Here is a 13,785-nt window from a genome sequence, read left to right on the forward strand (position 1 = left end):
GCCGGCAGATTCTTGTTTTTTTACAGTGTAACAGTAGTGGTTGTCAGACTATATTTTTTTGCAGGAGGCAGCATTAAGGTAAAAAGGCTCGCGCTACATTACGAGCCTCACTCTATCACTTTCGCAGGTCATGGCTGCGCCTACTTCGGTCTCGGCCAAACTGACGCCGAGCGCATCCAACAGCTGATTAATAATGGCTGTTAGCAGTGGAGAGAGCGTAGATGTGATAATCGCTTCAATTGCGCCCGTCAGCGCATTGGCGGCTGAGCCGACGAGGAAGAGGAGTCCACCGAGCGCGTTTCCGGTAATACCATCGCCGCTGTTGGTGGGGGCGTAGAACTCGAGGTTTAAGCCCAGCAAATCGCCCTCTAAGTTATCAACCAGGCTTTGAGTATCAACGCTTTGATAGGCCTCATCTATTGGATCTACACCGAACTCGGGCAGGTAATCATCGGATGGGTTGTTAGCGAAATTCAGGGTTTCTGAGCCCGCTAACAAATCGGAGTCTAAACTCAGGCCCAGCCCGCCTCCAGAGAAGGCATCCCGCTCGGCGGCACTGGGATCACCATCCCAAGAGCTGCCGTCCCAGTATTCAGTCCAGCAAATCAGCAGCAGGGTGCACTGGTAGCGCACCCGCTTGGTGCCGATATCGAGTATCGGAATGGGCTCCACGCTTGGTGAAGCTTCATCAAAGGCGTTAGTAGCGGCATCATTCATATCGCTGCCCAGGCTGCCGACCAGTACACTGACAGCGGAGCTATTGGCGAGCGCATCCAGTGCTTTGTCTTCGCCGTCGCAATCGTAATCGGTTACGCGGCCGTCGCCGCTGCCCGCTTCAAGAAGGATATCCAGCCTCGGCGAGCTCAGCACTTCGATATCTAAAAGGTCTCTCTGAATATCACAGTAAACCACGCAGCTCAGCCCCTGAAGTACGCCGAGTATATCCAGTGACAGCAAGCTGCTGACTGTACCAGCAACCCCGCTTAGTAAAGGGTTGTCATTTACGAGGCTTAGCAGCGTATTTAAGGTAGCGCCGACAATTGGCAGATCCAGTGAAATAAATGTGCGCACTTGGGCTGATCTGACAAATATCGCATCTCCGCCGTAAGGCGCATCTGCAGCGAGTTTTGGGTTGCCCGTGGCCATGAGTCTTGGCGGGTCGGTCACTTGCAGTTTTACCGTTGCGCCCGCTAAGCCGAGAAGGTTTATGGGTATGTCGGCGGCGATCGCGGATTTGCTATTCGCCAGTTGAATGGTGCCTTGAACAAGTTGCATTGCCTGTAGGCCAATGTCTAGTGCGGCTTCGGGTGCTCCCGTCTGTACCTCAAGCAGCTCACCGAGCGATATCAGCGGAGTGGCCCCAGGGATGGCTAAGACGAGATCACGAAATGCGCTAACCGCAGCGGTATTACCGCCTAACTCCAGTACATCTGCGCCGACGTCGAGTAAATCTCCCAGACTTACGTCGGCGTTAAGTACGCTGTCATAGTCTCCTGCAGAGATGCCGAGATCAACGGCTAGCGCGTCAAGGTAGCTCAGCAAATTGAGATTTGTGTCCAGTAGGCCGTCCCACTGTGCGACACTGAGGTTAAGGGTAGTACCTAACAAGCCGCCTAAGACGCCGTTAAGCAGCGCTGATTGGCTCGAGTCGACATTGAGTAAATTGCTGCGCAAATGTAGCGATGCGACGGGCTGGCAAGCTTCTGCAGCGCCCCGTGCCTCAATAGTGATTGTTTGGCTGCCGCCGGGCACTACACTGCCGAAAAGGGATGCACGTATTGTTCGCGTCAGCGTGACCTGTACGGCCTTTCCATCTGCGCTTGCGGTGAATTGTTTGACGCTACCACCGTTGCCGTCGTCAGCGCTCGTAATCTCACCGAGCACAACCGCAATGCCGCCCGCATCGCCACGAAAATTATTGCGCTCACTAGCCAATGCCGCCTGGGCGGCCGCAAATAGGCCGTCATCATCTAGCGATTGGTCGCGACAATAAGTCAACGACGTTTCCAGGGCCGCTAAGTCAGCCTGCCTTTGTAGGGTGCGCTTCTCAAGAAAGAGCCTGCCAGTATCGACTGAGAGCGCAAGAAAAGCAGTTATTGCCAACATCAACGCAGCTAAGGTCAGCGTCATTACCCCTCGCTGTTGCGAAGGCGTTGGCTGGCGAATAAAGCGGCGGGCAGCACTCATTACTATTCCGTTTTAAAGTCTGTGTCGATAAATGACACGGGAATCGGGCGGTCAAAGCTTTCGGTATAGCGCTTGTAGCTTAATGCGCGCGAGGCACCGTTCTGCTTCTGAGGGATATCAGAGGCTATTTCTCCAGAACGTTGAGCGTCTAGGGCTCGGGTTGTTGCAGTGTCGCGGCTAATGTCATAGCTAGGTTCGCCCGCGGTGACCGCACAACTAAAGGCGAGTGATGAAAGTATCAATAGTCGATTTTTCATACGTTAATTCCCTATCTAACAATGGCGCGTTTGGCGACAGTGGGCTCTGTGAAATGGTTTGCTTTTTCAAGGAGCTGATTAAATTCTGCACTATTAATGTCGTTGTTTTGAGCGAGGCGTAGTGCGGTTCGGGTGTCACCATCAAGTATCAGGCTGATGATCATGTTACGCAGAGCGACCGGATGACCATTTTTCAGTTGCAATGCGGTCATAAACTCTCGTTGGGCTGCTTTGAAGTCTCGCATTGCCAGGAGAATGAAGCCGTAGTCATTGCGAACATCTGCGCTGGTAGGGGCGAGGTGTCTGGCTTTCAACATGTGCTGATGGGCAATGGCTAGATCGCCACGGGTGGCAAGTATCTTCGCCATGCCAGCGTGTCCGGCAGCGGTCATGCAGGTTAGGCTGAGGTCTCTGTAGTTGTCGTAGGCCTCACTCAGCATCCCCGTCTTACGTTGTGCTTCGGCGGTCAACCAAAGGGCCCGAGGACTATTACTGTCATCCTGTTCCAGGTGAGCCTGTGCAGAGAAATAACTGCCTTCTGACAATAACTGCTCAACAAGATCTAGTTTTACCCGTTGGGCTTGGCTCAATGACGCACCACAATCTGCACGGTTTTGCGATAGTTGCGAGGGCGCTGAGGCGCATGCTGATAACAGCAGTGATGCCAGCATCAGCGGCAGAAAGCGTCGAAAAAAAGCGTTGTTTATTGACGTATTCATCATCCACCTAACTCGTTCAGCGCTTGCACCATGGAGAAAAAGCTAGGGCCCGCTGCAAGTAATACCAAAGCGGGAAATAAAAACAGCATCATAACCAATGACATCTTTCCCGATATTTTATTGACCTGCTCTTGTAAGCTAAGCCGCCGACGGTTTTGTAAGAGCAAGTAGAGTTCGTCAAGAGACTTATCGATACTGCCGCCAGTAATGGACTGCTGACGGATTACAATCAAATACTCCTTGAAGCCCTCTGCACTGCAGCTATTGATAAGCTCGTAAAGGGCCTCCTCTTGACTCTGCCCCGACTCAATTTTATTTGCTGCAAGGGAAAGCTCCTTGGCGCAGTTGGGTGACAGTTCTGACAGTTGCTCGCAAATAATGCCAAGGGTTTTGGGTAAAGACAGGCCGACGCGCCATAGCATGCGCGTGGTCTGGATTAACATCATGGTTTCTTTTTCTAAGGCGTTTTGTCGCTCGTCTGCTTGGTTTTTTAGAATGAGGTAGGCCAGTACAACACTGCCAATCACTGTCGCACCGGTGATGGCCAAGACCTGCCCGATCGCCAGCCCCTTAAACAGACTCGCCGCCGCGGCAATTACGCCCAAAACTAGGCAAGCGACCAAGGTAAAAGAAATCGCTTTGATCTGTTGTGCGCTGGTAAACAGTCCCGCGCGGCGTAGCAGCTGAGAGAGCGAGGCAATATGGGTGTTTTCCTCGCGAAGCATGCGCCAGGTGTCATGGCGCCCAAACTCTAGCTTGGTGTTCTCGCTGGCATCACTGTTAATGTGTGCGGTAGCTAGGAGTATTACCGGTGCGGTGCATAATATAAGTGCGCCGATAATGAAAAAATAATGTTGCGCTTCCATGTCTATTGCCTATGACTCTATTGAGTTAACCATGCGCCACAGTACGAATACGCCCAGTATTTCCATTACCGCGGAGATGATAAATAGGGACTTACCACTGCTTTGAGACCACACCTCCAACATCATGTCTGGATTAATACTAAACATGTATACGGCGATACCGGGCGGCAGTAGAGCGAGTACTGTCGCTGTGAAACGTGTTTCTCCAGTCATGGCGGCTAGTTCACGCTTGCCGGCCTCATCCATTCGCAATATACCCACGATATCATCCAGAATAGAGCGGATGCTCCCGCCGTATTGTTCGTTGATGCGCAGGGCCGTCGCAATTACGTTGAATTCGTGTAGTTTCGTCACGCCAGCTTCACGGCTGAAAGCCTGGTGAAGGTCGTAGCCCAGGTGTACCCGTCTGACTACTCGTCGCATGACGGTGCCTAAGGGGCGTTCCAAAGTTTCAACTGAGTCTGCGAAGGCATTTTCTACAGAAATACCCGCCGATAGTCTGCGGGTAACTTGGTTGATAAAAGAGGGCAGCTGCTCAAGCATCTTCGCCCGACGTTTGCTGCCGACAAATTTTATGCTGAGAAATGCAACGGCGTAGCCAGTTAGAATGCTGATGGCAGCGATACTAATCGGCAGTAACGCGATGCACAGAATCGTCATTGCTGCGAGGCTGGCAATGACGCTGTAGATCACGACAGCTGGGAGCTCTACGCCGTTGGCGGCTAAGTAATTAGTAATGAACTCCGGCACGGGATCTTTGCGTTCGACCTCGGCGATTTCTACCTCTGCCGGTGCTTCGACATTGACCAACAGCATGAGCACAAAGGCGAGGCCAACCATTAGTGCTACCAGGGCTATCCAAAACATCACGGCGACCCCGGCATTACGTCGTTGAGTAGAGGAACATTTTGTTCACTGGGGTTTCTGGCAAGATTACCGCCAGCATCCAAAGCGAATAGCTCGCGTAGTTGCAGTCCGTTCGCCGTATTCGTGAGTTTGCATATTTGCATTACACAGCGATGCCCATTTGATTGGCGGCCGATATGAACGATCATGTCCAATGCACTGCCAATCATTTTGAGAATTAACTCGCTTGAGCCTTTGAACCCCGACATCCCTACCATCATTTCCAGCCTAGTGATCGCATCGCTAGCTGAGTTGGCATGCACGGTGGTCATCGAGCCATTGTGGCCGGTGTTCATGGCTTGCAACATGTCCACGACCTCTCCACCGCGGCTTTCACCGACAATAATTCGGTCTGGGCGCATGCGAAGGGCGTTTTTGACAAGCTCGCCCGCTGTGACTTGGCCAACACCTTCATTGTTTTCAGGTCGGGTCTCTAGTCGCACCACGTGGCTATTGCGCAATTGGAGTTCTGCTGCGTCCTCGATGGTTACGATGCGCTCAGTTGCAGGAATATACTGGCTCAGAATGTTAAGCAAAGTGGTCTTACCGGAGCCGGTTGCCCCGCTTATTAAGATATTGCGCCTTTTAGCAACCGACTCGCTGAGAAAGTCCAGTGCGTCCTTGGTTATCGATCCGCCGGCCAGGAGTTCTTCGGCGGTCAGAGGATCCTTGCGGAACTTTCGGATAGACAGGCAGGGGCCATCTAGTGCGAGCGGCGGTACGATGGCGTTAATACGGCTACCATCTGCCAGTCGGCCATCAACGATGGGGCTGGATTCATCGATGCGGCGCCCCAGTGGCGATATCATGCGTCGAATAACCCGAAGCACATGGCGGTCGTCTAGAAACCGCATAGACGATTGTTCTAGTACGCCGCGTCGTTCGACAAAGATGCGCCGCGGACCATTAATCAAGATGTCATTGATATCGGGGTCGTCGAGAAGAACTTGTAGGGGGCCGAACCCCACAATTTCGTCCAGCAGCTCTTTCTCTAGATTGTCGAATTTTTCTCGGCCGATATTCACCTCGTATATACGACAATACTGCCGTATATAAGCACCGATCGCTTCTTCTAACTTTTTTGAGTCATCGTCGTAGATGATATTGTCATCTTCGATACGATCTATGACAAAGCGATGTAGGGCGGCTTTGAGCGTCTCGTAATCGTCGAGTTGTTCCTGCTTAGTTTCAGGTGTTCTCCGGTCGATCAGCCTCATCACTGGGCTCCCTTATTAATCTGCGAATCCGACATCGGATTTTTGCGCCTTCTTCGCTGCTCGCTCGCTGGATTTATCTAGGTCGCGAAACAGCATATCGGTAAATGAGGGGACATAGTGCTTATAGGTTTCACCGGGTAGTTCTGGCAGCTCCGCGTCCTTGGCAATGGGGTTCACCAGGTGGGGAGTGACGATCATGATCAACTCTTTGTCTTCCTGTGAAAACCGCGTAGAGCGGAATAGGGCACCCAATATTGGGATATCTCCCAAGCCGGGCAGCCGGTCGGCATTGGTAAAGGTGTTTCTGCTTACCAAACCACTGATAATGAAGCTCTCCCCGGGAGCGAGCTGTATTGAGGTGTCTGTGCGCCTCACGCGCAGAGAGGGGACGGAAACGCCGCTGGCTTGCACGCCGTTGGTGAAGTCCAAGTCACTGACTTCTGGGGCAACTTTTAGCATGATGCTATTTTCACTAAGTACGGTTGGTGTTAAGTGCAGCCGCACACCAAACTCTTTGTATTCAATTTGAATTTGGCCATCGCGGTTTGACGCGGGGTATGGGAATTCGCCACCCGCCAAAAAAGTTGCTGTTTGACCAGACATGCTGACCAGCGAGGGTTGAGCCAATGTGTAGGCATACCCGTTTCGAGCAAGGGCATTAATGGCTGCACTAAAACCATTTTTTACATGACCCACTAGTATTGAGGAAGCATCCGCGCCAGTTGGTGTAATACCTAATAATGCACCCAGTGGCCCATTGCCCTCTAATAGCGGAAGTAAACCAGATCCGCCGGTTGCGATAGAAGTATCCCCGCCGACGTAGGACAGTGCGGTTCCAATTTGTTTGAGTTGGGATCGGCTAAATTCAACAATGCGAATATCCGTTTGCACCTGCATGGAGCCGCGCTGAACGGTGTTGTCCAAAACATTGGGGCCACTTGATGTGAGTAGCTGCTGATGTTGTTGTAAGGATCGAGTCTCGCCCTGCAGGCTGATGTAGGGGCCGCTGCTGTCCACCGCAACGCCGTCGCGCGTACTGGGTGACAAACTGGGCACGACCTCTATGCGAAATTCCGTTGGCTCTCTGCCGCCCTGCCAAAGTAACAGCGAGGTTGCACCAAGTTGTTTTGCAGTCAGAAGAAATTCTCTTGAATTGAGCACTTTAAGTGACGCAACTTCCGGGCGCCCAATGGCACTCCTTTTTACGCTGTATTTGGTACTCAGCATTTGCTGCTCACCCAGTTCCAGTCGCAGGGTCTTGTAGGGCTCTGCATGCAGGCTGGTGATTAGCCCTAACAGCAAAGCAATTAAAAATCCCTGTTTCATGATAGATGCTCCATATCGAACCAGTGGTTGCTGCATTAGTTTCGTACTCGAATTGTCTCGACTTTATCGCCGCTATACATATAAATGGATTTTGGCGGTGGGGCGGGTTTAAAGCCCGTGACTTCTCGCATTAAGGTTGCTTTGTCTTCGTTTTCTTCGGGCGTTTCACCGGATGCGATCATCTCCTCGCGTGCTAGGCGGTCAGCTTCGCCGATCGCTACCAATCGAAGTCCCCCGGCGCTCTCGGCTAACACAAGGCGGTTTACCTCGTCTGTAGGCACTTCCAGTACCGCGGAGCGGCTGCGTTTTCCGCCATCTTTGTTGTTCGCTTTTTTACTGCTCTCGTTAGTAACCGGCTGAGGCTTTTCGCCCTCGACCTCGTCGCCAAACGCGATCAGACGAATATTGCGTAGTACGCGTCGAGACATACTGCGGTCGTTGGTCTCTTTTGTGGCGCGGCTATTAAAGATGACGTCAACAAAATCCCCGGGCTTTAAGAAGCCACCAGTGCCGATAACCTCGTCAACTTTAACGGCAACGGCGCGGTGACCGGGCTGAATTTGCTCAGCTAACTTGCTATCGGATTCGAAATCGCTGTCACGAATCACCGAACCTTTCAGAATGTCTTGTTTACTTCGCTTGTTAAGTAGCTCTGAGACCGTTGCAAAGCTGCCCTCGACCTTGATGGCATAAGGAACTTGCATCAGCTCCTCTTCGGTCAGGGTTTCTCCCTTGGCGATGTCTCTTGTTGCAATGACTAGCTTTTGAGCATATGTATAGGAGTCGGCCTGCGTTGCCACAGTCTGCCGCTGTTGGTCGCGAATAGCATCTTGTTGGCTAATTCGATAACCAATGATACCCATGATAACTGCGCTGATAATTAGCAGTGCAGCGATGATCTTGAGAGTCCTTGCTTGCATCGGTATATCCCTTGAATGCATCTAAGATGAAGTTATCGTTTTACACCGTCGCTACATTTTAGTTTAGCGTCTCTTTCCCTGATGTTAGGTGGTGTGACGTTGTGCTGATATTGTGGCACCTACGTATAGTTTCCTTGTCGCGATTGCTACATGCGCAGGCTGGAACGGCTCACTACCGGGTCGGGCAGGTTGGGAATGCTGCCGATAATAGGTAGATTTATGCTGTCCAAAATAGGTGGAGCGCTGAGCCTCACCGTGCATAGCATTGTTGCATCGCAGCTGAAGAAATCATCGCCGGCCGTTGCTGCATTGACGAGGTCCGCGGAGAACCAAGTAAGTGAATTCTGGACTTGCGCCGTGACGACAGGCTCTAGCTCGGCCTCCGTGCATACTGCTGCAGCACAGTTTGTAGCTAGCGCCGCTCTGAGAGCATCTTCACCCGCATAGGCGAAACTCTGCAACAGTAGAAAATACATCCCATAGGCCATCACTGCATAGCTTAGAGCGAAAAATACCGGGAATAGAATGGCGAATTCAATAGCGACCACACCGCTTTGGCGCGCGTTATTTGAAGTACTTGGCGCCCCGGCCATAATGTTTTCCTCGTGGTGTGTCATAGCGAAACAGAGAAGAATAGTGAGAGGGGGAGTAGCGCTGCGCCCAGACTGACCGCAGTGCCGATCGGGAACCCGCGCGCTCGATGCTTATCATGCCGCTTACTTTTTTCGATGATAGTCATGATGAGTGCCAGCACCAGGGTACCCGAGGCGAAGACAAAGAGTAACGTCGTCGGCGGCCAAAGCGGAGAGAGGGCCAGCAGCAGCTTGACGTCGCCACCTCCCATGTTGTTTGAAAGGTAGCCTGGAAGTGTAATCGCCAGGGCGAGCACAATATTCACCACCCATTGATAGGCGCTGATGCCACCACTGCCGATAAAAATGCTCAGCGAAGCAATAAACAGCGCCAGATTTAGGGCGTTGGGAATTCTCCGTGATGACCAATCAACATATGCCAAGACGACAAGTAGCAGAATGATGACGATGGCCATAACACGGGGAATTCCTTTTTCGCCGCCAAATTCAATAACGTGTTTAGGCTGCGTCGATATCTGCGTTGATGTCAGTGAAGATGCCGCCGAGGTCCAGCAGGCCAATCGCTGCGATGATAACGCCGATCAGTACGGCTGCCATAATTGCGTACTCGATGGCACTTGCACCGCGCTCATCATCGCGAAATTTAGCCAGGGAACCAGAAAAAATCTGCATCAACAATACTTGAATTTGCACTAACATAGTTACACTCCATGGTAAAAGAAAGCGGTCGAGTCTAATAACGCCCTGTTGACCGTGTTGTTACTTTGCTATTTGCACAGATTAAAAAAAATAAGTATTTGCCGTAGAGGCGAGCATCTACCCCCAGTTAGGATAGTAGAAATTGAGTGACATAGGTATACGAAAGAAAGCAATGGATTTATTGGCCCGACGGGAGCACAGCCGTAAGGAGTTAGTGGCCAAGTTGGCGCAGCGCTTTCCCAGTTGTGAGGCGGACATTGCGATAGTTGTGGAGCGCTTGGCCCTCGAGCGGCTGCAAAGTGATCAGCGTTTTGCCGAAAGCTACCTGCGGATGAGAGCAAATAGTGGCTTTGGCCCCTCGCGTATTCGCATGGAACTGCGCGACCGCGGTGTTTCAGAAACGATTATCGATGAGGCGTTTGCTGATGCCGGTTTCGACTGGTTTGAGCAATTGCAGAGTGTTTACCAAAAAAAATACGCCGATGTTCCACCCAAAGATCGGCGGGAGCTGGCCAAACGGCAACGATTTCTTCATCATCGTGGCTTCGACGCAGAGTCCATCCGGCGCGTGTGTAGAACTGCATAACGATGTTGCACCGAGAAGTACTCTGTTTGGGACAGATTCATTGAAAGGAATAATGAATGTTGATTCGCTCTATCTCGATTCTTTTTTTCAGCACATGGGTGCTGGTGATGCCGGCTCAAGCGGCAGAGGCGCTTAGCAGTGCCAGCATCGCAGCCCTGGCGGACAAGCTGGAGCTCACTAGCCAGCAACGCGAGCAGGTCAATAAGTTGATTGTTCGCTATGCGGCAAAAGCAGCCGAGTTACAAAAAGAAAGCGTCGCACTTAGACAAGATATGCAGCTACAACCGCTACCGGAAATGACGCGTAGTACGATTGCTGCAATGAGCCAGCGTGCGGGGTCTGTTGCGGCCCGCCACACGGGGTCAATTCTCCAGACACAAATGGAATTTTACGGCTTGCTCACGCCCTCCCAACAGGCAGAGTATCGAAGACTGCGCAAAGCTGGCCAAGAAAAAACCGGAGTCTCTGCGGCGCAGTGAGCCTATAGGGTTGCTGAAATCACGGTTTGTACCTAGATAGCGTCTACGCTGGGTCACGTAGTATTCGCAAGGATAGCGAGCTGCAATGGGCAGTAAATTAATGGAGCTGTGAGTATGCGACAGGGTTTCTTAACCCCACTGTTTATATGTTTTTCCCTTGTTGCCTGCGGCGGAAGTGGTGGGGGCGGCTCCGGTCGCGACGACGCGCCTTCCTATCGCATCGCTCCAGGTGAAGCGTCGGTGCTAACCTTCGATGACACCGCGCGTTTAGAACTGGCGTCGACCAGCGCAGCGCAAGCCCTGTCTATTTCTTTAGAAGTGAACGTCGCTGCGGAGCAAACGCAGTATGAGCTGCAGCCCACGGAAACACAGCTGCTAACGCCCGCTAGGTTATTCTTACCCCTGCCGGAAAAACCCAAAAATCAACGATATAGCGTGGCCAGAAATGTCGATGGCCAGTGGCGGCCGCTATTGAGCTCTGTGCAGAGCGAGGCGGGTGTCACGGCCAGTATCACCCAATTCGGTGAATATCGCTTGGTTCCCACTGAGGCTCCCGAGGTGGCGCGCGTGGTCAACGGCAACTGCGAAGCACAAGCCGAGGAACAATCGCTGCGCTTTATTCACGTAGCTGACCTGCATGCACGCTATGGTGGCCCTGAAAAGCTTTTTAGTCGTATCAAGGCCTACCACCGTCAGGCGCTTGAAGAGCAGCCCTATACAGTATTCAGTAACGGCGGAGACGATTTTGAAAAGGGCAGCGTCGCTGAGTTGTTATCGGCGGGAGCCGCGACGGTTGAGGTCACCAAGGCCATGGCGTTTGATGTACGCGTCATTGGCAATCACGATTTTGCCTGGGGGGCGGACACGCTACTCGACCACGCCCAGGACCCAATCGCACAGGTGATTGCCAGTAACAGTGAATACCGAGGCGGCAGTGCAGAGAGTTTCGGCGCGCAGGGCTTTGCAGTACTTCAGGTAGGCTGCTTGAAGGTCGGCTTCTTTGGTATGAGCTCGGGGCCGTGGAATGAGCTTGATGAGCCCCTTGAGACGGCGCCGATTCCGGATTTCGTCCCCGACTTTAAAATGAATTGGCACTTGCAGCGCATTGCCGAAGGGGTGGTCAGCCAGTACCGGGAGCATGTGGATGTTTTAGTGATGCTCAGCCACCTAGGTGCCAGTGCGGATCGTGAGATCCTACTCGCTAACCCAGAGATCGACCTCGCCCTTGGCGGACACAGCCATTTGGGTACCGAGTTTGAGCAGTTGCCGTCGGGCAATATATTGATCCAGCCAGACTTTTTCGCCGATGGTCTGAGTGACGTGACGCTTCGTTACCGCCTGTCGGACAAACGCCTCCTCAACGCCAGTGTTGAAGAAATTCAGGTGCGTGATATTGCTGAGCCCGATGCGACAACACAGCAGGTTATTGAGGGCATTGTGCAAAAATACAGCCCCGATGCGCATGTCGAAATCGCCTTGGCTGAAGACCAGCCAAACGCACAACAATTAACCGCCCTGGCAGCCAAAGCGGCGCTATATCATCACGGGGCCGATGCCGCGTTGCTGGATCCCTCGCAGGTTATCGAGCGCTGGCTGCCTGGGACGGTAACCGCAACCGAATTTCATCGCGCGCTACCCGTTGAGCGACAGCCCGCAGATACGCCAGGTTTTAAGGCATTCTATGAAGTTAGTGTATCCGCCGCAGAACTGGCTGAGATGCGTGCGGCGCAGCCAGGTTGGGTGTTTGTCTCGTCGCAGGCAGCCGAGTCAGAATCCATCAAGCTGGTGCTCTATAAAAGTGCCGCGTGGAATTTGCCGCTTTTCTTCCCCAATTTAGCTGACCGCTCAGCAACATACCTGTCAGAAAGTTGGGCAAGTCTGGATGCGTATGCGCGCCAGCGCAGCAGTGACTGCCTGTATCTGGATATCGATAAAACCCTGAGTCGCTGTCAACCAGACACCGTTACCACAACGTGGCAGTTCCATGGCGATGAGCAGCCCTTGCGAGAAGACGCTGGGCCCTCGCGCCTGAGCTACCTTAACGTTGCCACACAAGCGGATACCCAATTCGGCCCGCCGGCAGACTTTGGTGTGCCGGAATTAGCGGGTGGAGACTCGGTGGTGATGGCATTTGATGCATACAGTCCGGAGCAGGGGTTGAAACTGCAGACCAACGTCCCTGCGAACGGCGACCTCGCCGAGCAAGGAAAATTATCGGATTACTCGCTCGTTATGGACATTTTATGGCCAGAGGCCAGTGATGGCTTCTGGCGCGCCATTATGCAGACTACGCCTAATAACGATGATGACGCAGACATATTCTTCGAATCCAGCGCCAGTGGCGGAGTGGGTATCGCCAGTGCCGGTTCCGGGTACTTTGGCGAGTTCCGTCCAGGAAAATGGCATCGACTCGGCTTGGTATTTTACGCCGGTGGCGATGGCGGTAGCTTCAAGGCCTACCTCGACGGTGAGCTAATCGGTGCCAAGGCGGGGGGAGATATCGGTGAACGCTGGGCGATAATTGATGAGCTATTGCTGCTGACTGATAACTCCTTTGAAACACAAAAGGGTTACATGAATGCGCTGTTATTCTCGGGGCGCGCGCTGAGCGACAGCGAGCTCAATGACCTGGGCGCCGCGAAGCAAAATTTACGCCTGCAGCCCAATGCGCAGCAGCTGCAGCAGCGCATACAGCGCCACCTTCATCACTGATGGAGTAGGTGGCACTGCACGCGGGCGCTAGAGTTGCCGTTGCTCAAAGCCTTCCGCTGACAGCCAGTCGTCAAGGTTTTGGGCCGTTGCGCTATTACTGATTACCGCAATGCTGGGCGCCACGCCCTTGAGGTACTCTCGGGTCACCCGCTGCAAATCGTCGCCAGTCACCGCAAGTACGCGGTTTCGGAATGTGCGGCGGTCATCAATGCTGCGGCCAAAAATACGGCTGTGAAAATCCTGCTTTGCCTCGCCGGCGGGCGAGCCGGGTTTGTCGATATTGCTCACAACGCCCAGTATCGCTTGCTCCAGGGCGTC

The 13,785-nt window shown here is 52.9% G+C and carries 15 protein-coding genes; 3 read left to right on the forward strand and 12 right to left on the reverse strand.

Annotated elements, in window-relative coordinates:
- Positions 1–93 precede the first annotated feature (93 nt).
- The 11 genes from ABNS66_RS06200 to ABNS66_RS06250 form a co-directional block, all read right to left on the reverse strand.
- The gene (locus ABNS66_RS06200; RefSeq protein WP_286837041.1) at positions 94–2,187 is read right to left on the reverse strand and encodes a TadG family pilus assembly protein; all 2,094 of its coding nucleotides are present in this window, start codon (positions 2,185–2,187) and stop codon (positions 94–96) included.
- 2 nt (positions 2,188–2,189) lie between these two features.
- Complete coding sequence (locus ABNS66_RS06205) at positions 2,190–2,444, reverse strand: DUF3613 domain-containing protein (protein WP_204995545.1); 255 nt, start codon at positions 2,442–2,444, stop codon at positions 2,190–2,192.
- Positions 2,445–2,455: 11 nt separating this feature from the next.
- Positions 2,456–3,166, reverse strand: coding sequence for a hypothetical protein (locus ABNS66_RS06210; protein ID WP_286837043.1), 711 nt, complete (start codon positions 3,164–3,166; stop codon positions 2,456–2,458).
- Positions 3,163–4,029 carry a type II secretion system F family protein gene (locus ABNS66_RS06215; RefSeq protein WP_204995543.1) on the reverse strand — a complete coding sequence of 289 codons (867 nt, stop codon included), beginning with the start codon at positions 4,027–4,029 and terminating at the stop codon, positions 3,163–3,165. The genes ABNS66_RS06210 and ABNS66_RS06215 overlap by 4 nt, the downstream gene beginning before the upstream one ends.
- 9 nt (positions 4,030–4,038) lie before the next feature.
- On the reverse strand, positions 4,039–4,896 hold the full coding sequence (locus ABNS66_RS06220; protein WP_286837066.1) for a type II secretion system F family protein: 858 nt from the start codon (positions 4,894–4,896) through the stop codon (positions 4,039–4,041).
- The gene (locus ABNS66_RS06225) at positions 4,896–6,152 is read right to left on the reverse strand and encodes a CpaF family protein (protein ID WP_204995541.1); all 1,257 of its coding nucleotides are present in this window, start codon (positions 6,150–6,152) and stop codon (positions 4,896–4,898) included. The genes ABNS66_RS06220 and ABNS66_RS06225 overlap by 1 nt, the downstream gene beginning before the upstream one ends.
- 15 nt (positions 6,153–6,167) lie before the next feature.
- Positions 6,168–7,478: a type II and III secretion system protein family protein gene (locus ABNS66_RS06230; protein ID WP_286837045.1), complete on the reverse strand. Its 1,311-nt coding sequence runs from the start codon at positions 7,476–7,478 to the stop codon at positions 6,168–6,170.
- A gap of 35 nt (positions 7,479–7,513) precedes the next feature.
- Entirely contained in the window at positions 7,514–8,398 is an 885-nt protein-coding gene (gene cpaB, locus ABNS66_RS06235) for a Flp pilus assembly protein CpaB (protein ID WP_204995539.1), read from the reverse strand.
- A gap of 146 nt (positions 8,399–8,544) precedes the next feature.
- Positions 8,545–8,991, reverse strand: coding sequence for a TadE/TadG family type IV pilus assembly protein (locus ABNS66_RS06240; RefSeq protein WP_286837047.1), 447 nt, complete (start codon positions 8,989–8,991; stop codon positions 8,545–8,547).
- Between the two features lie 20 nt (positions 8,992–9,011).
- A complete protein-coding gene (locus ABNS66_RS06245) occupies positions 9,012–9,446 on the reverse strand; it encodes an A24 family peptidase (RefSeq protein WP_286837050.1) in 435 nt (144 codons plus the stop codon).
- A gap of 43 nt (positions 9,447–9,489) precedes the next feature.
- A complete protein-coding gene (locus ABNS66_RS06250; protein ID WP_036255425.1) occupies positions 9,490–9,690 on the reverse strand; it encodes a Flp family type IVb pilin in 201 nt (66 codons plus the stop codon).
- A gap of 172 nt (positions 9,691–9,862) precedes the next feature.
- On the opposite strand from ABNS66_RS06250, the gene ABNS66_RS06255 reads away from it, so the two are divergent.
- The 3 genes from ABNS66_RS06255 (at position 9,863) to ABNS66_RS06265 (ending at position 13,467) form a co-directional block, all read left to right on the forward strand.
- Entirely contained in the window at positions 9,863–10,276 is a 414-nt protein-coding gene (locus tag ABNS66_RS06255) for a regulatory protein RecX (protein WP_286837052.1), read from the forward strand.
- 56 nt (positions 10,277–10,332) lie between these two features.
- Positions 10,333–10,755: a Spy/CpxP family protein refolding chaperone gene (locus tag ABNS66_RS06260; protein ID WP_204995535.1), complete on the forward strand. Its 423-nt coding sequence runs from the start codon at positions 10,333–10,335 to the stop codon at positions 10,753–10,755.
- A gap of 114 nt (positions 10,756–10,869) precedes the next feature.
- On the forward strand, positions 10,870–13,467 hold the full coding sequence (locus tag ABNS66_RS06265) for a metallophosphoesterase (RefSeq protein ID WP_286837055.1): 2,598 nt from the start codon (positions 10,870–10,872) through the stop codon (positions 13,465–13,467).
- 27 nt (positions 13,468–13,494) lie between these two features.
- Here ABNS66_RS06265 and ABNS66_RS06270 read toward each other — a convergent pair.
- Positions 13,495–13,785 (reverse strand): hypothetical protein (locus ABNS66_RS06270; RefSeq protein WP_348655249.1); only part of this gene is annotated, 291 nt, incomplete at its 5' end.

The organism is uncultured Spongiibacter sp., assembly GCF_964011655.1.
GTDB lineage: Bacteria > Pseudomonadota > Gammaproteobacteria > Pseudomonadales > Spongiibacteraceae > Spongiibacter > Spongiibacter marinus.